The sequence below is a fragment of the Ruegeria sp. YKSF070 genome, from assembly GCF_059612725.1.
This window is the reverse complement of the sequence record NZ_JBXWRD010000031.1, coordinates 1-23947: the sequence shown is the minus strand read 5'-3', so window position 1 is coordinate 23947 and position 23947 is coordinate 1. Positions and strand designations below refer to the sequence as shown.

Below are 23947 nucleotides of genomic sequence, written 5' to 3'. Positions count from 1 at the left end.
ATCGTATCGCCTAGAAATCCATATTGGATACAAAAACATCCAATATGGATATTTATCATGCATTCTGAGGGCTTGAGACACGTCACCGTAGTCGCAATCGCCTGGACAGACGGGTGATGATTCCTCGGAAGGAGACGAGGATGAGCCGGACCTAAACCATGGATACTCTGGGAGGAGACCCAAATGAACTATCGCAACGCACTGGCAGCAACCACCGCAGCAGCCGCTCTGATGGTGGCCGGCGCAGCAGTCGCCGAAACGATGAAAATCGGCATCACGCAAAACAACGTGGGCGTCGACAGCTACCAGACCACATATGAGAAGGCCTTCATCGCGGCGGCCGAAGCAAACGAGAATGTCGAAGCCATCGTCCTCGACGCAGGCGGCGATGTGGCCCGCCAGATCGCGCAGATGGAAGACCTGATCCAGCAGGAAGTCGATGCCATCATCATTTGGCCGACAAACGGCGAAGCCGTGATCCCCGCGGTGCGCAAGGCGCATAAGGCGGGCATACCCGTGGTCGTCACCAACTCGAACATCGCCGAGCAGGGCTTCGACTTCGTGGCGTCTTTCTCGGGCCCGGACAACATCACCCAAGGTTCGCGCTCGGCCGAGATCATGTGCGACAAGTTCAAGGCGATGGGCATCGAAAACGAGGCACGCGTCGTGCAGATTTCCGGCCAGCCCGGTTACACGACAGCGATCGAGCGCCAAAAAGGCTTTGATGACCGCCTTCCCGAAGTCTGCCCGAACGTGACACTTGTCGAGACGCAACCAGGCGACTGGAACCGCGAGAAATCGCAAAAAGTCATGGAAGCCTTCCTCGTCAAGTATGATGACATTGACGGCGTTTATGCTGGCGACGACAACATGGGCGTTGGCGCTCTGAACGCCGCCAAGGCTGCGGGCCGCAACGGCATCATCTTCGTCGGCGCGACAAATTTTGCCGTCGGCTATGAGGCCATGGAGCGAGGTGAGTACTGGGGTTCGATCTACCAGTCTCCGGTTGATGATGCCGAAGCAGCTCTGAAAACTGCCATCGAAACGCTCGAAGGCAAGGAGCTGCCGTTCCTGAACTACTTCGACACACCGAAGATCACCCAGGACAACATGGGCGACTTCACAAAGCCTGTCTTCTAAGACCTTGGCTTTCGCGGGCGCGGCTTCGGCTGCGCCCGCAAATTACCTGACATCACAAGTTCTTTTCGGGAGAGTAGATCATGGCCCGTGTTTCCGGTCGATCTTGCATCGTGACCGGCGCCGCCCAGGGTATCGGGCGCGCTATAGGGGAGGCTCTTCTGGATGAAGGCGCTGACGTCTGCTTTGCCGATATCAACGGCGCAAAAGTCGCCGAAGTGGCCGCCGCCAACGAAAAGCGTGCGGCGCATGGGGGCGGCAAAGTCACCCATGCCGCGGTTGATGTGACCGACCGTGCCCAAGTCCGCGCGATGATCGGCCATGTGGTCGAGACCTTTGGGAAGCTGGACGTCAAGTTCAACAATGCTGGCGTAAACAAGCCGATGAACTTCCTCGACGTGACCGAGGAGAACTGGCGCTTCATTAACGATGTGAACGGCCTCGGTTGCCTGATCGGAATGCAGGAAGCGGCAAAGCAATTCATACGCCAGGGCACGTTCGGCAAGATCATCAACACCGCCTCGATTGCCAGCCGGCAGGGATTTGACAACGTTTCGCCCTATTGCGCGTCAAAGTTTGGCGTTGTGGCGCTGACACAATCCGGCGCGCGCGATCTGGCGAAACATAATATCACGGTGACAGGGTTCGCCCCCGGCGTCGTGGCCACCGAGATGTGGGAACAGGTCGATCAGGATCTGATGGCAATCGGTGCCGCCGAGCGCCCGGGACAGGCGATGGAGGAATTTTCCTCAGCGATCCTGAAAGGCCGAGTGGCCAAGCCTGAGGACATCACAGGAACAACAACGTTTCTGGCGTCGAAAGAAAGCGATTACATGACCGGTCAGATCGTGATGATCGACGGCGGCATGACGCTGGTATGATCGCCACTTTGGCGAGAAATGGGAGGAAGCCATGGCAGGGCTGACGAAAAAAGAGATTGGCGGCTTTCTGGCCCGACAGGGCATTCTTGTTGCCTTCGTGATCTTCATGATCGGGTTTGCGCTTGCAAACGGGCGCTTTCTCGATCCCGACAACATCATGGGCGTGGTTCGCTCTTCGGCCATCCTGGGCGTTATGGCCCTTGGCGTGACCTTCGTTGTCATCAGCGGCAATCTCGATCTTTCGGTCGGCTCCATGATGTCATTTTCAACCATCGTGGTGCTCGATCTGCACGACAAGATCGGCCCCACTCTGGCCATCCCGGTAATGTTTGCCATGACGCTCTGCCTAGGCGCGTTCATCGGCTTTCTCGTCGGATATCTGAAGCTCAACTCGCTGATCGTGACGCTGGGCATGCTGTCGGCCATTCATGGTCTGACACTGACCTATTCGGGCGGCAAGAACATGGACATTGCCGACAAGGAAGGCACGTGGTTCAGCGTATTCGGCCAGGGCGACGCGCTTGGCATCCCCGTGCCGATCCTACTCTTTGCGCTGCTTGCCGTGGTGCTGGGGACAATGCTGGCCAAGACACCGTTCGGCCGAAAGGTCTATGCCGTGGGCGGCAACGGAACGGCCGCCACGTTTTCAGGCATCCGCCGCGCGCGCGTGGTCTTTACCTGCTATCTGCTCAGCGCAGTCTGCGTGGCAACGGCGGGTCTCATCCAGGCCAGCCGCAGCCTTGGCTCACAGAACACCGTTGGGCAAGGGCTTGAACTGGAGGTGCTGGCCGCCGTCATCTTGGGCGGAGCATCACTGCTGGGCGGCTCGGGCACGATCTTCAAGACGGTGATCGGCGTTCTGATCCTCGGCTTCATCCAGAACGGTCTCTTGCTCGTCGGGCTCCAATTCTACGTTCAGTTCGTTGTGACCTGGGTCATCATCATCCTTGCAGTCTGGCTCGATATCGCAGCCAAGCGCGGCAAGCTTTGGTCCCCGATCGCGTAAAGGAGGAGAGATCATGCAAGCCGGAACTCTATCAAGCTTTCTCAAGCGCGGCGCCATCTGGGGCTTCATCGTCTTCGAGTTGATCTTCTTCTCGATCGCGGGCGAGTTTCTCTCGGTCAGTGACAAGGCCTTCATGGATGCGGGCAACATGCTGCTCTTGTTCAAGCAATCCGCTCCGATCGGCATTATTGCCATGGGCATGACCATCATCATGGTCAACGGCAATATCGACCTCAGTGTCGGGGCCACCTATGCGATCTGCGCAATTGTGCTTCTCGACAGCATGACCTGGCCGATCTTCGCCGGGCTCGGAGACGGGGTGATCCCCGTAGCCTGGGCATTGGCCCTGATGACCGGCATCGTTCTGGGTGCGCTCAACGGGCTCATTGTCTGGAAGACAGGGGTCGATGCCTTCATCGTCACGCTGGGCTCTATGCTGGGCTATCGCGGGCTTGTTTTCATGTACAATGGGGAGCAGCCGACCAGCCACCTCAACTGGACATTGGTGGATTTTGCGGAGGCGCAGTTTCTCGGGCTGCACACGGCCACATGGTTCCTGCTCATAGTGACCGCCGCGATATGGTTCCTGATGAACCGCACAGTGCATGGGCGCAACGCCTATGCCATCGGCAACAACCGCGAGGCGGCCGTCAATGCCGGCATCCGCGTCGGCCCACACATGATGATCAACTTCATGATCATCGGGTTCCTCGCCGCGCTGTCTGCGGTGGTGTTCTATTCCGAATCCGGTTCAGTCAACCCCAACGACGGCGAGCTTTACGAACTGTGGGTGATCACCGCAGTCGTTCTGGGCGGCACCAAGCTCACGGGCGGCGCAGGCTCGATCATCTCGACATTCGGCGGCGTTCTGGCGATCCAGCTTCTACGCAAGGGTCTCGCCCATCTGGGGGCCGACACATCAACGGTCAACCTCGTGATCGGTCTTATCCTGATCGCCGTCATCTTCCTGGATCGGCAACTGAACGTAAAAGGCAAAGAGGAGTTGAAGGTATGACCGAGAAAACCCCTGTCCTGCGGCTGGAGGGCATCGTCAAGACCTTCCCCGGTGTGCGCGCGCTCGATGGCGTCTCGCTGACGATCCTGCCAGGCGAGGTTCACGCCCTCATGGGCGAGAATGGCGCCGGCAAATCCACCCTGATGAAGGTGCTCGGAGGCATCCATCAGCCCGACGAGGGCCAGATCATCGTGGGCGAAGAACCCGTGGTCATGTCCGGCCCGCTAGATGCGAAGGCCAAGGGCATTGTCTTCATTCACCAGGAACTGAGCTTGGCCGATGAGCTGAGCGTGGCCGAGAACATCTACCTCGGCGAGCTGCCCCGCAAGCGCTTCGGCCTTGTGGACTGGACCGAGCTTGAGGCCAAGACGAGCGCGATCCTTAATCGGTTGAAAGTCGGCTTCTCGGCCAAGACGCTCGTCGGGGATCTGTCGATTGCCAACCAGCAGATGGTCGAGATCGCGCGCGCCCTGACGGTCGATGCCAAGGCGGTGATTTTTGATGAGCCGACGGCTTCGCTGACCGACGCCGAGAAAATCGTGCTTTTTGAAGTGATCGCCGATCTGCAGGCACAAGGTGTCGGCATCGCCTATATTTCGCATCGGATGGAGGAGATCTTCAAGATCACCGACAGGATCAGCGTACTGCGTGACGGCCAATATCAGGGCACGGTGAACACCGCCGACACCGACGAAGAAGGTGTCACGCAGATGATGATTGGACGTAAGCTCGATCTGTCGCGCAACGAAACACACCACGAGTTGGGCGATGTCGCCCTTGAAGTGCGGGGGCTCAGCTGCGGCGATTTGTATAACAATGTCAGCTTCGAGGTTCGCCGCGGCGAAGTGGTCGGCTTTTACGGCCTCGTGGGGGCCGGGCGCACCGAGATCGCCGAAACGCTCTTCGGGTTGCGCGACCCATCGGCCGGGGTGATCCTGCTTGATGGCGAAGAGGTGCGCATCCAGTCTCCGCATGATGCCATCGAACGCGGCATCTCTCTCGTACCCGAAGACCGAAAGGGTCAGGGCCTCGTGCTTGGCATGAATTGTCGGGACAACATGACCCTGCCGCAAGTGAATGACCTGACGGCGGGGCCGTTTGTGGCCGAAGGCTCGGAGATTGCTATCTTCGACCAATACCGCGACCGGCTCGACATACGCACGCCCGGTTGGAAACAGCTCGTCGGCAATCTTTCGGGGGGCAACCAGCAGAAGATCGTGATCGGTAAATGGCTTTCGATGCACCCCAGCGTGCTAATTGTCGACGAGCCGACGCGCGGCATCGACGTTGGCTCCAAGGCCGAGATCCACAACCTGATCCGTGAATTGGCCGCACAGGGTTACGCCGTGATCGTCATCAGCTCGGAAATGCCCGAAGTTCTGCACGTCAGCGACCGGATCGTCGCCATGTATTCGGGCCGTGTCATGCGCACATTCGCCTCTGAAGAGGTGACGGAAGAAAACCTCATCGCGGCCATATCTGGTCTGGAAACCGAAAAGGTGGCGTGATGCGGGTCGGCTTTGCCGGTCTGGGCAGGATGGGCACACATATGGCGCGCAACCTGTCGCATGCTGGTTTCGAGCTCACGCTCTGGAACCGCTCGCCCGAGAAGTCAGACGCGTTGGCGGCAGAACTGGGCTGTACAGCTGCGCCGAGCCCGAGCGCGCTTTCAAACGCTGCGAATGTGGTGATTACGATGCTCGCGGATGATCCGTCCTCCGACGCGGTTCACTTCGGTGCCGATGGTCTGGTGCTGTCAAAGGAAACCAGCTTGAGCCGGGCAGGGCGGTTTCGTAGCCTTGCAGCATGGCTACGAGATCCCCGTTTCGCTATTTCAAGACCAGTCCGGAGATCATCCGCCTGGCAGCTATGCTGTACATCAGGTTTCCGCTTTCACTGCGGGACGTGGAAGATCTTCTGCACGAACGCGGCATTGATGTGAGCCACGAGGCCGTCCGGTTCTGGTGGCACAGGTTCGGGCCGATGTTCGCCAACGAGATCAGGAAACGGCGCGTTGAGGGGATGAAGTCGAGCCGCTGGCGGTGGCATTTGGACGAGATTTTCGTGAAGATCAATGGCGAACGCCACTACCTTTGGCGGGCTGTGGATCACGAGGGCGAAGTCCTTGAGAGCTTCGTCACGAAGAAGCGGGACAAGAAAGCCGGGCTGAAATTTCTAAGGAAAGCAATGCGTAAGCATGGTCGCCCGGAAGCGATCATAACCGACAGGCTCAGGTCCTACGGTGCCGCTCTAAGGGAAATCGGTGCCAGCCATCGCCAAGAAACGGGTCGCTGGTTGAACAATCGGGCCGAGAACTCGCACCTGCCATTCCGACGACGAGAACGGGCGATGCTGCGCTTCAGGCGGATGCGAAGTTTGCAGAAATTCGCCGCCGTCCACGCCTCGGTCTGCAACCATTTCAACTCGGAGCGCAGCCTCACTTCCCGAACGACTTTCAAGCTGAACCGCGCCGCCGCTCTCGCCGAGTGGCGCGGTCTTTGCGCGGCATAAGGGACAGCCATACTGCCCTTGGAGAGACTGGTTCGCATTCGTCTGGCAGCACCTGCAGCGGCCTCTTTGCCGCCAAGCGGCGGTTGTCGCTAAAGCGCGCGTTGAGAGCAACCTTAGCCGATGTACGTCGTTCGTTTGTGTGTTTGAACCGCAAAAAAGGCGACCTTTCAAAGAACGAACACGTTTACGGCCTCAGCGAACCCTTTCAGATGGACGTCATTGATCTTGCGAATATCCGAGATGTCTGTCAGGTTTGCGCGGGTCGCCTGGTCCAAGAGGACTTCACAGCCTGCAACCTTTGTGTGCGCTTCCAATCTCGCCGCGAGGTTCACTGTTTTGCCAATGCAGGTATAGGTCGCGCGGTGATGCGTGCCTGTATAACCGGCGACAACTTCGCCGGTTGCGATACCGAAACCGATCTGCAGCGGTGCGTCATTTGCCGCCTCGCGTTCCTCATTCAACGCCGCCGTCATGGCCAGCATTTCCCGCGCAGCAGAAACAGCTGCTTGCGCTGAATTCTCGAGCGCGTTCGGTGCGCCGAAGAGCGCCATCAGCCCATCACCCACCATGAGGCTGATGATCCCGCCCTGGCTGGAAACGGCCTCGAACATGAGGGTGTAGTAAGTATTGATCAGGTCGATTGTCGCCTCTGGCGTCATGTGCTCGGATATGGCGGTGAAATCCCTGATGTCGCAGAACAATACCGTGGCAACCCGGCGTTCTCCGCCGATGGCAAAGCCGCTTACCGAGAGGTGCTCTGCGACCTCCGGGGTGGCAAAGCGGTTGAGCAGCTGCTTTTGCTCGTCCTGGAGGCGCTTGCGCACGAGGCTGGCGCTGACACGGGCCCCCAGCAGCACCTTGTTCACCGGTTTGGGTATGTAATCATCCGCCCCCAATTCGATGCAGCGCACGATGTTGTCCAGACCTTCGACCGAAGAGGTCACGATCACGGGCAGCTGGCGCAATCCGGGGTCCGCCTTGAGCGCTTCGAGCACTTCAAAGCCATCCATTTCCGGCATTTCGATGTCCAGCAGCAGGATGTCGTAACTGTCGGACTTCAACATATGCATTGCGATCCGCCCGTTTTCCGCCACGGACACGCGATGGCCCAGCATCTCGATGCTGCGCGACATGAGGAGGCGGTTGACCTTGTTGTCATCGACAACCAGCACATGTCCGGGCATGTCACGCATCGATCAGGGCCCGCAAAGCGTTTTCTGTCTGCGACAGGGTCGCCTCAAGGTCGTCGATTGTGGGCGAGCCGGATGTTTCCATGTGGCGGGCAATGTCGGCGAGTGCGGTGGCACCAAAAATCTCGGCGTTTGACTTGAGCGAGTGGGCGGCGCGCCTGAACCCATCCGGATCCTGCGACGCGTCAGCGGCCTTGAGCGCTGAAAGCATCAGCGGTGCCTCTTGCAGAAAGGTGGCAACGAGTTCAGCAGCGAACTCCTCACCCATGGAAGCGCGGAACTCGGCGTAGGTCTCGGTGTCGACGATGTTTGGGCTCATGCCTGATCCTTTTGCGGTGAGGGCACGTTCAAAAGCGCCTCGGTCAAGCGATCAACGCGGATCGGTTTGGCGATGTAGTCGTCCATGCCTGCATCCAGACACATGTCGCGGTCGCCCTGCATCGCGTTTGCGGTCATCGCGATGATGCGGGGACGCGTGTTCGGGTGCTCATCGATGATCCGGCGCGTGGCCTCAAGGCCGTCCATCTCTGGCATTTGCACGTCCATCAGAACCACATCGTAGGTTTGCCGTGCGACGCTCTCACAGGCCTCGATCCCATTGCCCGCCAGATCTATGCGGTAGCCCATCTGCTCCAACAGGCGGGTGGCGAGTTTCTGGTTCACCAGATTGTCCTCGGCCAGCAGGATACGGAGGGGGTGACGTTTGGCCATATCCGGATCGGAGGGCGGTTTCGGCACCGTTTTCGGGGTGACTTTGGTCACGGCATCCGGGGCAAAGAGCGTGACCAACGTGTCAAAGAGCTGCGACTGCCGCAACGGTTTGGCGAGCGCGGCGGCAAAGAGGGCCTTGTCCGCATCCGTGTCGCGCAAACCAAGGGAACTGAAGAGCACCTTGGGCAGGTCTGGCGCACGTTGGGCAATTGCGCGCGCCAGTTCCAGCCCGTCCATATCGGGCATATGCATGTCAAGGATGGCCAGATCAAAGACGTGTCCACCGTCGATCGCCTCCAATGCCTGCGCGGGTGTCGCGTAGGCCCGAGTCTGCATGCCCCATTTTTGGGTCTGCAAGGTCAGGATCTTCAAGTTTGTGGCGTTGTCATCCACCACCATGAGGCGCTTGCCGCGCAGCTCGGACTGTTCTCCGATAAGGCTTCGCGCTTCGGTCTCCGGCAGCGTGGCGGCCTTCGCCTCTATGGTGAAGTGAAAGGTCGATCCCTTGCCCGCGCCGTCACTGGTCGCCCACATCGTCCCGCCCATCAGTTCGGCCAGCCGTTTGGAGATGGCAAGACCAAGGCCGGTGCCGCCGTACTTGCGGGTGGTGGAGCTGTCGGCCTGACTGAACGACTGAAAAAGACGGCTCATACCCTCGTCGGTTAAACCGATGCCAGTGTCGCGAACGCTGAATTGCAGCGTGGCACCCCCGCGATCCGTCGCAGCTGTGGACACGGAAAGAATCACTTCACCGGCCTCAGTGAACTTGACCGCGTTCGACAGAAGATTGAGCAGAATTTGCCTCAACCGCGTAAGATCGGCACTGATCCCCTCGGGCACCGTGTCATCGTAGACATAGGCCAGATCCAGCTGCTTTTCCGCAGCGCGCCCGCTGATCAGATCCAGTGCGGACTCGATGCAGTGTCGGAGGTCAAAGGGGTGATCCTCAATATCCATTTGCCCTGCTTCGATCTTGGAGAAGTCGAGGATTTCGTTGATGATGCCCAACAGAGCGTCGCCGCTGTCCCGGATCGTGCGGGCATAATCTGCCTGCTCTTCGTTCAAGTCAGTGTCCATGATCAGCCCGCTCATCCCGATGACTGCGTTCATAGGCGTGCGGATTTCGTGGGACATAGTGGCAAGGAAGGCCGATTTGGCCTCATTGGCCTTTTCGGCCTCTTCGCGGGCGTCTTGTGCTGCCTTGAAAAGGCGGACGTTTTCAATTGCAATGACCGCCTGGTCGCAGAACGAGTTCGCCAAGGCAATCTCGTCGTCGCTATAGGCCTGCTTGGCACTCCGCGCCAGAACCAACAGCCCGAAAAGCCCGTCTTTCAAGTTGAGAGGTACATAGAGCGCCGCATTTACGTCGAACCTTTGATGGATGAAGTCCTCATGCGGTGGTCGCTCAATCGTCGACCAATCCGGCAGGTGCAGCATTTCACGCGACAGAATGGCGCGGGACGGAAAGTTGGCCGAAGCATCAACAGGGTTATTCTGTGGCCCATGATCGTCCATGATGCCGGCAGGCGTTGCGCCGGCGACAGGCGAATAGGTCTCGCCATTCGTGGTCATGACAAAGGCCATGTCGCTCGCCAGAAGGGATGTCGCGGACTGGCAGATGGCTTCAAAGACCGGCGTAACATCGCCCGGCGACTGACTGATGACCCGCAGGACGTCGGCCGTCGCAGTTTGCCGGGCCAATGACGTCTGCGTTTCGTTGAAGAGCCGTGTGTTTTCAATTGCGATAAGCGCCTGATCACAGAAGCTTTCGGCCAACTCGATCTCTTCAGCTGTGAACGCCCGCGCTTGGCTCACACGGGTAAAGACCAGCACGCCCAAAGTGACCCCGTCGCGGGTCATTGGCAGATAGATCGCTGATTTCATGCCGAACTTTTGAACAGTGTCACGTTCGTGTACCGGCAAATCGACGACGCTCAGATCCGGAACGTGGACCATCTTCCCGGTTTGGAACACCCGCGACGGATAGTTGAGCGCGGGATCAACGGGTACAGCATTGGGGTCAAGATTGGCGATGCGTCCCGTGGTTTGATAGCCACCTTCCGGGATAAAGCAATCGCCTTTGCGGATCATGACTGCCGCCCCCTCGCAGGACAGCAGCCGGATGCCCGTTTGCGCAATGGCCTCGAACACCGGGCTCGCATCCGCTTGTGCGCTGCTGATCACCCGCAGGATGTCAGCGCTGGCAGTTTGGCGGGCCAGCGAGGTCTGCGTATCGTTGAACAGCCTTGTGTTCTCGATGGCAATCACAGCCTGATCACTGAATGTCTGCGCCATGGCCAGCTCATCGGCGGTAAACGCACCGGGCGTTTTGCGCATGAACAACAGGACGCCGACACATTTATCGCCGCGAAGCAGCGGCAGCGCCAAGGTGGCCCGCGGACCGTCGGGCTTTTCCAACTCGCGACGGTCTTTTGCAGGCAGGTCGGCAGTCGTCCAGTCAGTCAAGTGCGACATCTGTTTGGACAGGATGACATGCGAGGGCAGATTGTCCTCGGGATCAACCGGATGACGTGTTGTATGAACGATCTCTTTGACGCCGTCCTTATCGGCGACGGCCGCGTTCCAAAGCTCTTGCCCGTCCGTTTCGATCACGATGGCCATGTCGCAGGACACCAAAGACACGGCCAATCTCACGATTTGCTCGAAAACCGGGGTCACATCATCGGGCGAACCGCTGATGACGCGTAGAATATCCGCACTCGCCGTCTGCCGTGCCAAAGCCGTCTGGGTTTCGTTGACCAGCCGCGCATTCTGGATCGCGATCACAGCCTGATCTGCAAAGGTTTCCAGCAATTCGATATCTCTATCCGAGAACGGTTTGACCTCGCGCTTGTAAACCGCAATGTTGCCGGTCACCTCGCCGTTGTGGATGAGCGGGACGGCCAGAAACGTTCGCACCCCTTCGTCGTCTACGACGCGACGACGCAGCATATCGCCTGCGCGGTAACGGTCGGTGTCCTTCAGATCGTGCACATGGTTCGGCTTTTTGGTATGGAACACAAGGGTCGTGGCGCTCGGGTTTTCCACATCCCAAACCGTTTCGCCCACCTTCAAATAGTTCAGATTATCGCCCCAATGCGCGACCAGCTTCGCCGTTTTTCGATCAGGGGAGAGTATATTGAGGCTCACCAAAGGCGCATCGCAAATCGCCGCCGCTCGGGCAAGGATGGCCTGAAACGCCGGATCTGCGTCTTCGACCGAGTTGGAGATAACCTCAAGCACCTCGGAGGTCGCGGTTTGCCGCTTGAGCGCCTCCTCCACCTCCGCTGTGCGGGCCTTGGTCTCTTGCATCAACCGTGCATTCTTAATGGCGATGCTGGCTTGGGCGGTAAAGCTTTGGATCAGTTCGATTGTGGAGGTAGACGGTGGTTCGGTATGCGGCCAAGCCACAACGACGGCACCCCAGATCTGGTCCTCATCCCGGATCGGCACCCCCAGCATACGCCGCCATCCAACGGCCTTTGCCAAGTCGGGTGCGTAGTAGACTGACCCGTCCTGTGCGTCCTCGATATGTGCCACGTCCCCGCTTTCGACCACCTTTACCGACATGTGGCCTTCGGCTCTGGCAAACGGGTAGTCGGACATCAACTCGGCGGCGAGGTCCGGCGGGAAACCATACTGCGCACAGAAATGATAAGCGTCTCCGTCAAACCGGTCGAGCACACAGAACGATGCCCCGCAAAGCTCCGCTGCCTTCTGTACCACCAGATCAAAGACCGGCTGTGTGTCTTCGACCGACTGGCTGATCACACTGAGAATTTCGTTGCTTGCTGTCTGCTGTTCCAGCGATTGCTGCGTCTGGATGAACAGCTGCGTGTTGCGCAGCGCGATGACCGCCTGATCACAGAAGGACTGCGCCAAGGCGATATCCTGCTCCGAGAACGCGGTCTGTTCCGTCGACCCTATGGCCAGAGAGCCAATGCTGATGCCCCCCTGCACCAGCGGAACATAGATCGCGGACTTTAGCCCCAGCTGTTTGCCGCGCTCAACCTCGTGCGAAGGAATTTCTGTGTTCGGCCAATCGATGATGTGCTGCACTTCACCCGTGACCATCGCGCGGGAGGGGAAATTGTCGTCCGGGGCCAGAGGGTGCAACGGCAAGCCGTCAGGTGTGAATTTATGCGCCAGTTTGCGCGCACCTTCCAGTATCCTGTCGGTGATCAATACGCCTTTCGGCCCCGAGCCGGCCGATGGGTAATAATGGTCTTCGTAGCGCAGGTGAAAGATCGCCATATCGGCGTGGATCAATTGGGTTGCGTTGCTGACAATCGTCTCCATCACCGGCTGTACATCTGTGGGCGACTGGCTGATCGCGCGCAGGATTTCCGAGGTGACTTTCTGCCGCTCAAGAGCCTCCTCGACCTCACTCGTGCGATGCTGAACCTGCTCAAAGAGTTTGGCGTTCTTGATCGCTATCACCGCTTGATCGGCGAAGGTTTCCACCAGTTCAATCTGGCGGGGGCTAAAGGGGCCGACCGTGGGACGTGCAAGGTCCAGAACGCCAATCACTTCGTTATCAAGTATCAACGGAACCGCGATAATCGAGCGCCAGCCACCGAGGCTCACGGATTGTGGGATTGCATATTCCGGGTCCGACAGTATGTCGGGTATGTGAATCGTCACGCGATCCAGGGTAGCGCGCCCCGCAACGTTCCCGCGGTCAATCGGGTTTGGATTAACCGCGTGCCAATCAAGCATTTCCGGCGTGCAGCCGAAATTGGCGCCCATGTGCATCGCGCCACCCCGGTTTTCGAACAGAATGCAGATCGACGCATCGCACAGACGCGCCGCCGTATCGATCAGCGCCTGCAATACCGTAGGCAGATCGAACGCATCCTGACTGATCGTTTTCAAAACCTCCGCCGTGGCGGTCTGCAGCTCAAGGGCTTCTTGCGTCTCATTGAAAAGCCGCACGTTCTCTATGGCGATGGCTGCCTGTTCGGCGAAGGTCTGGGTCAGTTTGATATGGGTGTCCGTTGGGGCGGTGCTTTCTGGCCAGGCCAGAATGATGGTGCCCCAACTCGTGCCACCTACCACAATCGGAACGCCTACGATTTCGCGAAATCCGTATTCTATTGCCAATTTATGATCTTTATAGCTTGGGTCCTGTGCATCGGCGATGCGCTGCACCTCGCCAGACGCAACCACTTGCGCCGAGAGGGTATCTGGACCTGCGGGCCGAGGAAATTGCGCCAAATACTCGTCAAGGTCAGCACCTTCAAAACCAGCTGTCGCGCAGTGATGCTGCATCCCATCTTCGACGCGCCAAAGAAAGCAAGATTTGGCGCCGCAAAGCTCCAACGCCGAGATTGCGATGCTGTCGAACACGGGCTGCAAATCGCCCGGGTTTTGGTTGATGACACTCAGGATGTCCGCTGTGACCGTCTGCTGTGCCAGCGCCTCTTGCGTCTCCGTGAACTGGCGGGTGTTGTCGATGGCGATTACGGCGTGCTTTGCAAAGCTTTCGATCAGCGCGATATCAGCAGACGAGAACGGGCGCACATCGCGGCGGCTTAGCGCAAAGGCCCCGATTGCCCGCCCGTCTCGCATCAAAGGCACGGCAACCCGAGAGCGGATGCCTTCTCGATCAACCATCGACACGGTTGTGGGATCGCCGCTGCGGTAGGCGTCCGTATCAGCGAGATCGTGGATCTGGATGACCTCGCCCGTCCTAATCGCCGTGGCCGCAGAATGCGGACTGCTCAGCGGCCATTCATCGCCGGGTTTGCTTACCTGATTGGCGTGGCCCCAATTGGCCGCAAGACGGTAATTCTTACTGCCTGGCACGTATAACGCCAACGCCGCCTGATCTGCGCCGCACACTTCGGTTGCCTGTTCCAGAACGGTTTGAAACACGGCCGCGGCGTCATCGCGGCTTTGGCTGATGACCGACAGGATTTCCGAGGTGGCCGCTTCGCGTTCCAGCCGCTCCTGCACCTCGCGAAACTGCCGCACGTTTTCGATGGCGATCACCGCTTGCAGCGCAAAGGCCTCCACGAGCGCAATCTCGTTTGACGAGAACGGCGCGCGTCTTTCTCGGAACAGCGTGATTGCGCCGATTGCCCCCTGGCTCCCGACCAATGGGACAAAGAGAACGCTGCGAATGCCGCTGTCATCCACCATGGACCGCACAACCGGGCTGCCGGCGGAATAAAGTTCGCTTTTCCCCATGTCTTCGAACGCGATCAGTCGGGCCTCGACAATAGACCTCGCCGCGTAAGACAAGTCCGGGTCCATCTTCATGCCGCCCGTTTCGAAAAGCTCAACCGCCGTTGGAGCCATGCCGATATGCGCGGCAAGCGTCTGGGCGTTGTCCTGCGTCGTTGCGAGGATCAGACCCGCCATCTGGGCGTTGCACAGAGCAACGGCGTTGGCCAAAATCGTCTGGAAAACGGGGCCGTCGTCGTCCCGCGATCGGCCCAGGACCCGCATGACTTCAGTCACCGCCGCCAGTTGTGCAGCCATCCCGCCCGCCATCGCACTGCTTTGCCGAGGCTTTGATTTGCTTTGCTCTGCAGAGTTTACTTTCGGTGTGCTCAAGGCGCTTGGCTTTCAATCAACAAAGACAGCAAACCCCAGATAGACGACGCAGAAGTCCACAGTTTTCAATAGTTTTAGGATTAACATGAGCTGGTTTCCTTGGGAAGCAGTAAGGCCGGTTTTCACGCCGACCGTAACCGTCAGTGCGTCGCTTCGGACAGTGAATACCAGACAGTTCAATCTACTTCATATCTCTGCCGCGTTTGCAAACAGCGCATGCAATCGGGCAGCAAAACAGATACGAAAGAGCGCAGTGTATTCATAGCATAAGCCGACTTTGGAACTATGCTACCGTTCTATCTGAGCTGTTCTTGAAGCCGCAGACGCCTCGAGCCTGGCTTCCGCATTTTCATGGCCCGTCAAACCACGCGCCATCTCTATGAACGGCGCTGTCAAAGCAAACTGGCTTGAGGCGGGTAGGGCGGTTCTGTAGCGTCCAGCATGACCAAAAGATCCCCGTTTCGCTATTTCAAGACCAGCCCGGAAATCATCCGCCTGGCGGTGATGCTGTATGTTCGGTTTCCGCTGTCGCTTCGAAATGTGGAAGACCTGCTCCAAGAACGCGGCATCGACGTGAGCCACGAGGCGGTTCGATTTTGGTGGCATCGCTTCGGCCCGATGTTCGCTGCAGAGATCCGAAAGCGGCGGGTCGAGGGTATGAAATCCAGCCGATGGTGCTGGCATCTCGACGAGATGTTCATGAAGATCAATGGCGAACGCCACTACCTTTGGCGGGCTGTGGATCACGAGGGCGAAGTCCTTGAGAGCTTCGTCACGAAGAAGCGGGACAAGAAAGCCGGGCTGAAATTTCTAAGGAAAGCAATGCGTAAGCATGGTCGCCCGGAAGCGATCATAACCGACAGGCTCAGGTCCTACGGTGCCGCTCTAAGGGAAATCGGTGCCAGTCATCGCCAAGAAACGGGTCGCTGGTTGAACAATCGGGCCGAGAACTCGCACCTGCCATTCCGACGACGAGAACGGGCAATGCTGCGCTTCAGGCGGATGCGAAGTTTGCAGAAATTCGCCGCCGTCCACGCCTCGGTCTGCAACCATTTCAACTCGGAGCGCAGCCTCACCTCCCGAACGACTTTCAAGCTGAACCGCGCCGCCGCTCTCGCCGAGTGGCGCGGTCTTTGCGCGGCATAAGGGACAGCCATACTGCCCTTGGAGAGACTGGTTCGCATTCGTCTGGCAGCACCAGCAGGGGTTCTGCAATAGCGCCTCAAAGAATATCTTTTTTGCGTTCCATGAGTGCATATCCATAAATGCTCCCGCCCACTGTTGGAGCTTGACGTCACAAGCGCCGAACAGAGTTGCCGCCAGCAATGATCGCGTTGATCAAGTTTGCGACGGCTCGGTGCCTTTCCGTTTCGAGGTCGGTCCCGACCGCGTTCTCATGCGTCGCTGCGGCGTCGCGCAGAACCCCCAGGATCTCGTGCTCCGGCAGCAGCGCGCGATCTTTCAAGGCAAGCAGGAGCGCCTCGCAGATCGATAGGGCGGCCTCGCCTGCATGTTCGCTCGCCGTGGACATCCGGGGTTCCTTTCTTGGCATCGTGAACCGGGAAAGATGAGGTTCAAATACATCCGTACTTCTCGCAGGAAGTGCCTTATGCTGGACTGATCCAGAGCAGTGTCCGGGCCGATTTCCGCTCTTGGGTCACGACACGCCGGGAGGCCCCATGACATCAGTTGAACACAGCCCCCTTACACGCAAGCTCTCGGCCTTCGTCGCCCTGTCTGATGTCGAGTTGGCCGTGCTTGCACGACTGCACCAGCGCCGCCGATCCTTTGTCGCGGGGCGCGATATGGTGCATCAGGGCCAGACGGCTCAGGCCGCATATATTCTTTCCGCGGGTTGGGTCTGTTCCTACAAGCTACAGGCCGACGGGACGCGGCAGATCGTGGATTTCCAGGTGCCGGGGGATTTTCTGGGGTTGCGGAGCGTTCTCTTGCGCACCTCGGACCACAGTTTCGAACCCATCGTGGATATCGAGGCTGCCGAAGTGCTGACGAGCGATCTTCTCGATGCGTTCGCGCAGACCCCACGCCTGGCGACCGCCGTGCTCTGGGCGGCGTCAAGGGACGAAGCGATGGTCGTGGAGCACCTCGTCGGGATTGGTCGGCGTGATGCGGACGCCCGCATGGCGCATTTCCTACTGGAGCTGGGATCGAGGCTGGCGCTGGTGGGGATGGGCAGCAGGGACGGCTACGACTGCCCGCTGACGCAGTATCATCTCGCCGATACGCTGGGGTTGAGCGCGGTCCATGTAAACCGCGTCCTGCGCCAGCTTCGCGAGAGTGGACTGGTGACCTTTCGGGACGGACTTGTGACATTTCACGACTATGGCGGGCTGGTGGACCTTGCCGAGTTCGATCCGGCATATCTGGACCAGACCGGACCGCTCCTGATATGAGAGGGCCGCCCTCCCTTGTTTGGCAGGCGGCCCCGGTGATCAGGTCAGACGCCGGAGGTCACGCGAGGGCGTGGGTCGCCGCATCGAGTTCCTTGTTGGTCTCGGCGTCGTTCTTCGCCGTGTGCGCCTTCTCGGCCGCCTGGTAATGCTTCAGAGCGGCGTCCTTCTTCGGACCAGCGGGCGCCTTGTCCCACGTGGCCTTGACGGATTTCATCTTGTCGGCGGTTTTTGCTTGTTCGGGAGTCATTGGGAATGTTCTTTCATGGACGTTCCGAGAATAAGAAGCGTGCCAACATGCCGACCTTTTGGGGTTCGGCACGCCCACACGCTTCTCAGGTACTCGGAAAAAATGCCCCACCAAATATTCGGCGGGCACATCTCACCTAGCCGATATCAACGCACCTCCGCACTGACGCAGGTTAGTCCCGGCGCCTGTCGCAGGTCGATTGACGTCATGGCACTCACGTCACTACGGTTTGCTGGTGGGAAACCCTCAGCCATGTGTCATCATCGTATAGGTAGGTTGAGGCGCAGAGCGCCTTGTAGATCGGCACATCGGGTTTCTCTGCCGAGACGCGATAGGTGAGAATGGCGATGTCGCGACACCGCGTGACGCGACGTTCAGCCATCACGACGGAGCGCCAGCCGGTGCTCTGCTTTAGATGGGTCCAGATCTGGTCACCCTGGAGGATGCCCGGCGGATAGGGGAAGATCATGACGGCATTCGTTGCTGTTGTCGCCCGTGCGCTGTCGGCGCCACCGGTCCAGAAATGTTGCTCCATGTCCCAGAGAACGCCCTGTTCGCGCGGCGAAAGCGTCCCGGTCTTGTGCGCAGAATGACCCATTGGCGTTGATGTATGAGTGGAAACGATCATTCGACAGACCCCGACCCGCCAACCGTAAACATCTGAAACAGCAAAAAGATGATCGCGAGCACGGCCCCGATCGCGCCGCTTGTGCCTGGGCGGCCAACGGCCACCGTCGAGGCAGCTTGCTTCAGGGTGCCCGGCATCGGACAATCTGGGAGCAGTTGGCTCAAGTCCCGTGCGACCCTGCGGTGATCGCTTTCGAGCGTGGGAACATCCGGAAATCGAGCAAGCAGCTTTCCCAGCCGTGATCGCGCGGCATCGCGCCCCAGCGCGACCAGCTCAGCGGTTTCATTCCATGGATCGAGGCCGAGCCGCGCGAACGTGGAGAGAACGGTCACGACATATCCTTTTCGATCCTCGCCGACCGACGCATAGAGAAACCGATCAAACTCGGGCGGGTGCGGGTTGAGTACATTGGGGTCGGCCATTGTCATTCCATCCCTTGGTTGCAGGAAAGCAAATCGCCCCCTCTTTTCCCAAGTTTAAGCGCGGGTAGGTCCCAGCGCCCTTACACAGGTCAGTGCCGGCGACTGTTCCCGGGGAGTTCACAACTGGCGCGGCCCCAGGGACTAACATGTGTCAGCGTCAGGCTAACGATCATGATATACAAAAGGAGAAATCGTTCGACTGGTCAGGCCCGGACTCCAAGGTGCCGTCAACAGTGGCGAGCGACGGATCTGCCAACATTGCGGAGACCAGAGATGACCATGCGGTCGACCAGATCGACGGTGACGTTTTCTAAGCCGTTCACCTTGTCAGGATACCCGGGCGATTTACCCGCGGGCGACTACGAAGTTCTCGTGGAGGAGGAGCTGCTGCAGGCGCTGAGCTTCGAGGCTTACCGACGGACGGCGACCTACTTGACGGTGCGAGGCAGGGACAGTGATGCCGGACGTACCGAGTTGAGGGCCATTTCCGAAAACGACCTGAAGGAGGCGCTGAGCCGGGATGCGGCTACAACCGAAACGAACAATCATAGCGAAGCGGCGCTTTCCCCGCAGGAGGACTTGAAATGAACACTCCCGAATGGCTCAAACCCGCTGTCTATGGTGCCGTGATCGGCGCTGCCTTCGTCGGCGTCGTGGGATTTTCGTGGGGCGGCTGGGTGACAGGCGGAACCGCAAATGACAGGGCGATGGCGATGTCCCGAACTGATGTCGTCGCCTCCATGGTGCCCGTCTGCCTCGACATGGCGCGCTCCGACCCGGCACGGGCGGCCAGGCTGGCCACGATCCGGGCCGCCTCGACCTACCAGAGGCGCGACGCACTAATGGCGGCAGGCTGGGCGACGATGCCAGGAACCGATGCCCCAGACCGAGACATTGCGCGAGCCTGCCTGGCAGCCCTTGATGTCGATCGATCCCCGGAGCGCGCGGAAAGCGCGGTCGATGAAGGATGAACCGCGCCATGCCGATCGCGTCACCCGAGACAACCGATCTCGAACGGCGTGTGCTCGCCCACGAAAAGGTGCTTCAGGCCCTGATCGCCTACATGGCCCGTACCGAGCCACGTTTCATCGACCACCTACGAGAACGGTTCGTCGAACCGATGAGCATGGCGCGGCATGAACACGATCACCGCGAAACCGATGACTACGCGGAAGAGTTCATTCGCGCGGTGATGCTCCTCGGAGAAGTGCGCGCGCCCAAAGCGAAGGAGCCGAAAGTGACCGACAAGCAGCCCGAGCCGCCGAGACGCGAAGGAGCACAGGAGTCTTCCATGAACCGGCCAAAGCAGCGAGGCGGGGTTCAGGTACACGAAAGAAACGGCATCTGGGAGGTGCGGGTCGATGGCAAGTTCCGCGGCGACTACCACCAGAAGGAACATGCTCTTGCCGCTGCGGCCTTGCACAAGTTGTCGCCCCGATGACCGGTAGCACTCATCCGACAGTTCCGCAGGACTTCTCGATCCAGGTGGCTGAGAACGAAGGCATGCCGCCGGGACCAGGTTCCAAGGGCTCCAGGCCACCAATCGTGCCCACCCGACGGGTCACAGGAACGCTCATGCTTGGGCTGTCGAAAACACGCGTGGCGACCGACGGATTCCAGTCTGCAAAGGACATGCCGATGAAACACCACAGAGAACCAACGACACGCCCACTTTCAAAGCTGATCGCGAGGATGGCAGCCGTGGCCGGTGTGATCGCGTCCATGGCCGTCCCCGTCATTGCGAAGGACGGCACCGGTCCGATGCCCAAGAACGCAGAAGCCCGGAGCTATGGCGGCGGTTGGAATTGCGCGCTCGGATACCGGGTGGCGGGCGAGGAGTGTGTCGCCATCGACATCCCGGAGAATGCGTATGCAACCGGCCGGTCCTACGGTTCGGGCTGGGCGTGTCGACGCGGGTACGAAGAAGCGGGAGGGACCTCCTGCGAAGCGATCTCGGTGCCCGACAATGCGTTCCTGCGATCCTCCGGCTATGACTGGCAGTGCGATCGCGGGTACCGGCAAGATCGCGAGACCTGCGTTCCAATCGTCCTGCCTGAAAACGCCTATCTCACCGACGACCCCTCAGGTTCCGGATGGACCTGCGACCGCGGTTTCACGGCCAGTTCAAGCGACTGCGTTCCGATAGCCGTTCCTGAAAACGGGTATCTCACCAATGCGGATTACGGCGACGAATGGGCTTGCGAGAGGGGATTCTTTGAAATCGATGGCCGTTGCGATGCTGTCGCGCTTCCCGCGAACGCCTTTCTGGACCCGGCGTCCTACGGGCCGGGATGGCGCTGTGAGCGGGGATTTGAGAACGTCGACACCGCCTGTGTCGCGATCGACCTTCCGGCACACGCGCATCTCGATCGATCCGGAAACACATGGCGCTGCGATCTTGGCTTTCAACTTGCGGATGGGGCGTGCGTTCTTGGACGATAGAGCGCCCCGATTAGACCACGGCGACGCCCCCGGCATCCGGATGCGGATCGGATGCCGCCTCAAGTACCGACTGACACAACCGACGCCTCTCATCGCCATGCTGAACGTGCATTACTCGCGCTTCGGCGACCTAGAGCGCGCCGATTATCTGGTGACCTCGCCCAGTGTGCCGCTCGAAAGCTATCGCGACGGTTTCGGAAACTGGTGCACGCGAATGGTGGCGCCAGCTGGCGAGTTCACCGTGTCCACCGATGGAATTTTCCGGGATTGCGGATTGCCCGATCCGGTCGCGCCCGACGCCACGCAAGCGGCTATCCAAGATCTGCCCTTCGAGACGCTGGTCTATCTTCTCGGCAGTCGTTACTGCGACACGGATCTTCTGTCGGAAGAGGCATGGCGCCAGTTCGAGACCACATCGCCGGGCTGGGCGCGCGTGCAGGCGATCTGCGATTTCGTGCACACAACCGTCTCGTTCGACTATATGCAGGCAAGCGCGACGCGTACGGCTTCTCAAACGCTGGCCGGGCGACAGGGGGTCTGCCGGGATTTCGCCCACCTCGCGATCGCGTTGTGCCGTTGCATGAACATTCCGGCACGCTACTGCACCGGCTATCTGAGCGAGTTCGGCGAACCCGAGCCCCACGCCCCGGACGACTTCGCGGCCTGGATGGAGGTCTTTCTCGACGGACAATGGTGGGTCTTCGATCCAAGAAATAACAGCCCGCGCAAGGGGAGGATTCTGATTGCGCGCGGACGGGACGCCGCTGATGTGCCTCTGACTCAGACATTCGGGCCGAATACACTGACACAATTCGACGTCTGGACATGGGATGCCGAGGACGATCCCGAAGTGGCGCCTTCCGGTTCTCGAAACTAGCGCCGCGCGCGTCAACGCCGGTTCTTGTCGGTCTGCCCGTCCTCGGCTCGCAGACGGGATGGTTGGTCCGCCTGTGTGTGAGCGAGTTCGCACCATGAAACCATTTGGGAGAATTGAGATGACCGCCTTGATCAAGACGACCGCCGTATTTCTCCGACCCTTCCAGCTTCCGAGTTTCAACGAGACCCTGCCACCCGGCGAATACGAGATCGAGACCCAGTTGCTCGAGCCCGTGGATTGGATCGAACCGGGCACCTGGACGTCGTCCGTTCTCGTGCATCTCCATCCGCGCGTCTCGCACCCCGGGCTCGGCCGAACGCTCACCGTGCCGCTTGCCGAACTGGAGAGCGCAGTGGCCAAAGACAAGCTCACCGGCAAGGCTCTTAAGGACTACTTCCTTGAGGAGATGCTGGCTGACCCGATGATCCGTCTTGTCGTGCAGGCGGACGGGGTGAACGAGGCCGAGCTCCGTGATCTCCGCGGTGTCAGAAGGACTCCGGTTGAGGCGGGCAGGGTGGTCTCGTAGCCTCTGAACATTCCGAAACGTGATCCGTTCAAATACCTCCACAGCAGCTCGGAGATCATTCGTCTGGCAGTGATGCTGCACGTCAGATTTCCACTGTCGCTGCGCAATGTCGAGGATCTGCTTCACGAGCGCGGCGTCGACGTCAGCCACGAAACGATCCGGTTCTGGTGGAACAGGTTCGGTCCGATGTTTGCATCCGAGATCCGCAAGAAGCGCGCGGATCGACTTCGGTCCTGGCCGCAGTGGCGTTGGCACCTGGACGAAATGTTCGTGAAGATCAACGGAGAACGGCACTACCTTTGGCGGGCCGTCGACCACGAGGGCGAGGTCCTGGAGAGCTTTGTCACGAAAACGAGGGACAAGAAAGCCGCGTTGAAATTCAAAAGGATATCAATGAAGCGCTACGGTCGGCCGCACGTCTTCGTAACAGACAAGCTTCGATCCTACGGCGCCGCGCTGAAGGAGGTCGGAGCTACGGACCGGCATGAGACAGGTCGCTGGCTGAACAACAGAGCGGAAAATTCGCACCTGCCGTTTCGACGACGAGAACGGGCGATGCAACGCTTTCGGCGCATGCGAAGTTTACAGAAATTCGCCGCCGTCCATGCCTCGATTTACAACCTCTTCAACTCGGAACGCAGCCTCACCAGCCGACAGAATTTCAAGCTCAACCGCGCCACCGCTCTCGCCGAGTGGCGCCAGCTTTGCGCCGCCTAAGTTCTCGCGGTTCCGGGGAAACTGAGACTGGTTAGAATCCGTCTGATGGTGTGGACGGCTCCACCCCGACGGCATCGCAATGTGCCATGTTGGTGCAGTGTGACAGCCAACAAAGGAAGGAGCCGACCACATGGAGATTACAACACTCGGGATCGATCTCGCCAAGTCCGTCTTTCAGCTTCATGGCGTGGATGCCAACGGGGCATTGGTGTTGCAGAAGAAGCTGCGTCGCGGGGCCCTGCTTGACTTTCTCGCAAGGTTTGAGCCGTGCCTGATTGGCATGGAAGCCTGTCCGACCTCGCACTTCTGGGCCCGGGAGATCGCGGCGCTCGGGCATGACGTGCGGCTGATCCCGCCCGCGTACGTGAAGCCTTACGTGAAGCGTCAAAAGAATGATGCGGCCGACGCCGAAGCGATCTGCGAGGCGGCGACCCGGCCGAACATGCGCTTTGTGCCGATCAAGACCGTGGAGCAGCAGGCCGTGTTGGTGCTGCACCGGTCGCGCGACCTGCTCATGCGGCAGCGCACGATGATCCTCAACGCACTCCGAGCACATCTGGCGGAGTTCGGGATGATCACCGCGCAGGGCCCACGGAAGGTTGTCGACCTCGTCCGGCGCCTGAGCGATCCCGACGACGGGCTGGACCTGCCAGCTCTCGCTC

Annotated in this window: 24 protein-coding genes and 1 pseudogene; 17 read left to right on the top strand and 8 right to left on the bottom strand. The window is 59.5% G+C overall.

What is annotated here, in order from left to right:
• Window positions 1-183: 183 nt before the first annotated feature.
• From AC2FL1_RS15330 to AC2FL1_RS15300, 7 genes and pseudogenes are all read left to right on the top strand, one after another.
• On the top strand, window positions 184-1140 hold the full coding sequence (locus tag AC2FL1_RS15330; RefSeq protein WP_496877527.1) for a sugar ABC transporter substrate-binding protein: 957 nt from the start codon (window positions 184-186) through the stop codon (window positions 1138-1140).
• Window positions 1141-1220: 80 nt separating this feature from the next.
• Complete coding sequence (locus AC2FL1_RS15325; RefSeq protein ID WP_496877526.1) at window positions 1221-2018, top strand: SDR family oxidoreductase; 798 nt, start codon at window positions 1221-1223, stop codon at window positions 2016-2018.
• A gap of 31 nt (window positions 2019-2049) precedes the next feature.
• On the top strand, window positions 2050-3024 hold the full coding sequence (locus AC2FL1_RS15320; RefSeq protein WP_496877525.1) for an ABC transporter permease: 975 nt from the start codon (window positions 2050-2052) through the stop codon (window positions 3022-3024).
• 13 nt (window positions 3025-3037) lie between these two features.
• Window positions 3038-4039, top strand: a complete 1002-nt coding sequence (locus AC2FL1_RS15315; protein WP_496877524.1) for an ABC transporter permease — start codon at window positions 3038-3040, stop codon at window positions 4037-4039.
• Window positions 4036-5547: a sugar ABC transporter ATP-binding protein gene (locus AC2FL1_RS15310; protein ID WP_496877523.1), complete on the top strand. Its 1512-nt coding sequence runs from the start codon at window positions 4036-4038 to the stop codon at window positions 5545-5547. The genes AC2FL1_RS15315 and AC2FL1_RS15310 overlap by 4 nt, the downstream gene beginning before the upstream one ends.
• Window positions 5547-5780, top strand: a pseudogene (locus tag AC2FL1_RS15305) (NAD(P)-binding domain-containing protein); the annotation flags it as partial. The gene AC2FL1_RS15310 and the pseudogene AC2FL1_RS15305, both read left to right, overlap by 1 nt.
• A gap of 65 nt (window positions 5781-5845) precedes the next feature.
• Complete coding sequence (locus AC2FL1_RS15300; RefSeq protein WP_496877522.1) at window positions 5846-6550, top strand: IS6 family transposase; 705 nt, start codon at window positions 5846-5848, stop codon at window positions 6548-6550.
• Between the two features lie 167 nt (window positions 6551-6717).
• Here the strand turns inward: AC2FL1_RS15300 and AC2FL1_RS15295 are convergent, their stop codons facing one another.
• The 3 genes from AC2FL1_RS15295 to AC2FL1_RS15285 are packed head-to-tail and all read right to left on the bottom strand — an operon-like array spanning window position 6718 to window position 14937.
• Window positions 6718-7743 (bottom strand): adenylate/guanylate cyclase domain-containing protein, encoded by a 1026-nt coding sequence (locus tag AC2FL1_RS15295; RefSeq protein ID WP_496877521.1) that lies wholly within the window; start codon window positions 7741-7743, stop codon window positions 6718-6720.
• On the bottom strand, window positions 7736-8059 hold the full coding sequence (locus tag AC2FL1_RS15290) for an Hpt domain-containing protein (protein ID WP_496877520.1): 324 nt from the start codon (window positions 8057-8059) through the stop codon (window positions 7736-7738). Before AC2FL1_RS15290 ends, AC2FL1_RS15295 begins: the two co-directional genes overlap by 8 nt.
• Window positions 8056-14937 carry a GAF domain-containing protein gene (locus AC2FL1_RS15285; RefSeq protein WP_496877519.1) on the bottom strand — a complete coding sequence of 2294 codons (6882 nt, stop codon included), beginning with the start codon at window positions 14935-14937 and terminating at the stop codon, window positions 8056-8058. Before AC2FL1_RS15285 ends, AC2FL1_RS15290 begins: the two co-directional genes overlap by 4 nt.
• Before the next feature lie 516 nt (window positions 14938-15453).
• On the opposite strand from AC2FL1_RS15285, the gene AC2FL1_RS15280 reads away from it, so the two are divergent.
• The gene (locus tag AC2FL1_RS15280) at window positions 15454-16158 is read left to right on the top strand and encodes an IS6 family transposase (protein WP_496877518.1); all 705 of its coding nucleotides are present in this window, start codon (window positions 15454-15456) and stop codon (window positions 16156-16158) included.
• A 148-nt stretch (window positions 16159-16306) separates the two neighbouring features.
• Here the strand turns inward: AC2FL1_RS15280 and AC2FL1_RS15275 are convergent, their stop codons facing one another.
• A complete protein-coding gene (locus tag AC2FL1_RS15275; protein ID WP_496830925.1) occupies window positions 16307-16543 on the bottom strand; it encodes a hypothetical protein in 237 nt (78 codons plus the stop codon).
• A gap of 148 nt (window positions 16544-16691) precedes the next feature.
• Here AC2FL1_RS15275 and AC2FL1_RS15270 point away from each other — a divergent pair, with 148 nt between their 5' ends.
• Window positions 16692-17426, top strand: coding sequence for a Crp/Fnr family transcriptional regulator (locus AC2FL1_RS15270; RefSeq protein ID WP_496877517.1), 735 nt, complete (start codon window positions 16692-16694; stop codon window positions 17424-17426).
• Window positions 17427-17484: 58 nt separating this feature from the next.
• Here the strand turns inward: AC2FL1_RS15270 and AC2FL1_RS15265 are convergent, their stop codons facing one another.
• The 3 genes from AC2FL1_RS15265 to AC2FL1_RS15255 all read right to left on the bottom strand — a co-directional run bounded on the left by AC2FL1_RS15265 (window position 17485) and on the right by AC2FL1_RS15255 (window position 18723).
• On the bottom strand, window positions 17485-17673 hold the full coding sequence (locus tag AC2FL1_RS15265; protein WP_496877516.1) for a hypothetical protein: 189 nt from the start codon (window positions 17671-17673) through the stop codon (window positions 17485-17487).
• A gap of 214 nt (window positions 17674-17887) precedes the next feature.
• Window positions 17888-18271 (bottom strand): hypothetical protein, encoded by a 384-nt coding sequence (locus AC2FL1_RS15260; RefSeq protein WP_496877515.1) that lies wholly within the window; start codon window positions 18269-18271, stop codon window positions 17888-17890.
• A gap of 26 nt (window positions 18272-18297) precedes the next feature.
• Window positions 18298-18723, bottom strand: a complete 426-nt coding sequence (locus tag AC2FL1_RS15255; RefSeq protein WP_496877514.1) for a hypothetical protein — start codon at window positions 18721-18723, stop codon at window positions 18298-18300.
• 273 nt (window positions 18724-18996) lie between these two features.
• Between AC2FL1_RS15255 and AC2FL1_RS15250 the strand changes: the two genes are divergently transcribed.
• The 3 genes from AC2FL1_RS15250 to AC2FL1_RS15240 are packed head-to-tail and all read left to right on the top strand — an operon-like array spanning window position 18997 to window position 20164.
• The gene (locus AC2FL1_RS15250; protein WP_496877513.1) at window positions 18997-19311 is read left to right on the top strand and encodes a hypothetical protein; all 315 of its coding nucleotides are present in this window, start codon (window positions 18997-18999) and stop codon (window positions 19309-19311) included.
• A complete protein-coding gene (locus AC2FL1_RS15245) occupies window positions 19308-19694 on the top strand; it encodes a hypothetical protein (protein WP_496830937.1) in 387 nt (128 codons plus the stop codon). Before AC2FL1_RS15250 ends, AC2FL1_RS15245 begins: the two co-directional genes overlap by 4 nt.
• Window positions 19691-20164 carry a hypothetical protein gene (locus tag AC2FL1_RS15240; RefSeq protein WP_496830939.1) on the top strand — a complete coding sequence of 158 codons (474 nt, stop codon included), beginning with the start codon at window positions 19691-19693 and terminating at the stop codon, window positions 20162-20164. Before AC2FL1_RS15245 ends, AC2FL1_RS15240 begins: the two co-directional genes overlap by 4 nt.
• Window positions 20165-20174: 10 nt before the next feature.
• Here AC2FL1_RS15240 and AC2FL1_RS15235 read toward each other — a convergent pair whose 3' ends face one another.
• On the bottom strand, window positions 20175-20447 hold the full coding sequence (locus tag AC2FL1_RS15235; protein ID WP_496830941.1) for a hypothetical protein: 273 nt from the start codon (window positions 20445-20447) through the stop codon (window positions 20175-20177).
• On the opposite strand from AC2FL1_RS15235, the gene AC2FL1_RS15230 reads away from it, so the two are divergent.
• The 5 genes from AC2FL1_RS15230 to AC2FL1_RS15210 all read left to right on the top strand — a co-directional run.
• Window positions 20425-21165 carry a hypothetical protein gene (locus AC2FL1_RS15230; RefSeq protein ID WP_496877512.1) on the top strand — a complete coding sequence of 247 codons (741 nt, stop codon included), beginning with the start codon at window positions 20425-20427 and terminating at the stop codon, window positions 21163-21165. The two genes, AC2FL1_RS15235 and AC2FL1_RS15230, sit on opposite strands and share 23 nt — an antisense overlap.
• Before the next feature lie 34 nt (window positions 21166-21199).
• Entirely contained in the window at window positions 21200-22042 is an 843-nt protein-coding gene (locus tag AC2FL1_RS15225) for a transglutaminase-like domain-containing protein (RefSeq protein ID WP_496830947.1), read from the top strand.
• Between the two features lie 118 nt (window positions 22043-22160).
• Window positions 22161-22568 (top strand): hypothetical protein, encoded by a 408-nt coding sequence (locus AC2FL1_RS15220; protein ID WP_496877511.1) that lies wholly within the window; start codon window positions 22161-22163, stop codon window positions 22566-22568.
• Between the two features lie 9 nt (window positions 22569-22577).
• Window positions 22578-23285 carry an IS6 family transposase gene (locus AC2FL1_RS15215; RefSeq protein ID WP_496877552.1) on the top strand — a complete coding sequence of 236 codons (708 nt, stop codon included), beginning with the start codon at window positions 22578-22580 and terminating at the stop codon, window positions 23283-23285.
• Between the two features lie 130 nt (window positions 23286-23415).
• On the top strand, window positions 23416-23947 hold a 532-nt coding region (locus tag AC2FL1_RS15210; protein WP_496877510.1), incomplete at its 3' end, for an IS110 family RNA-guided transposase.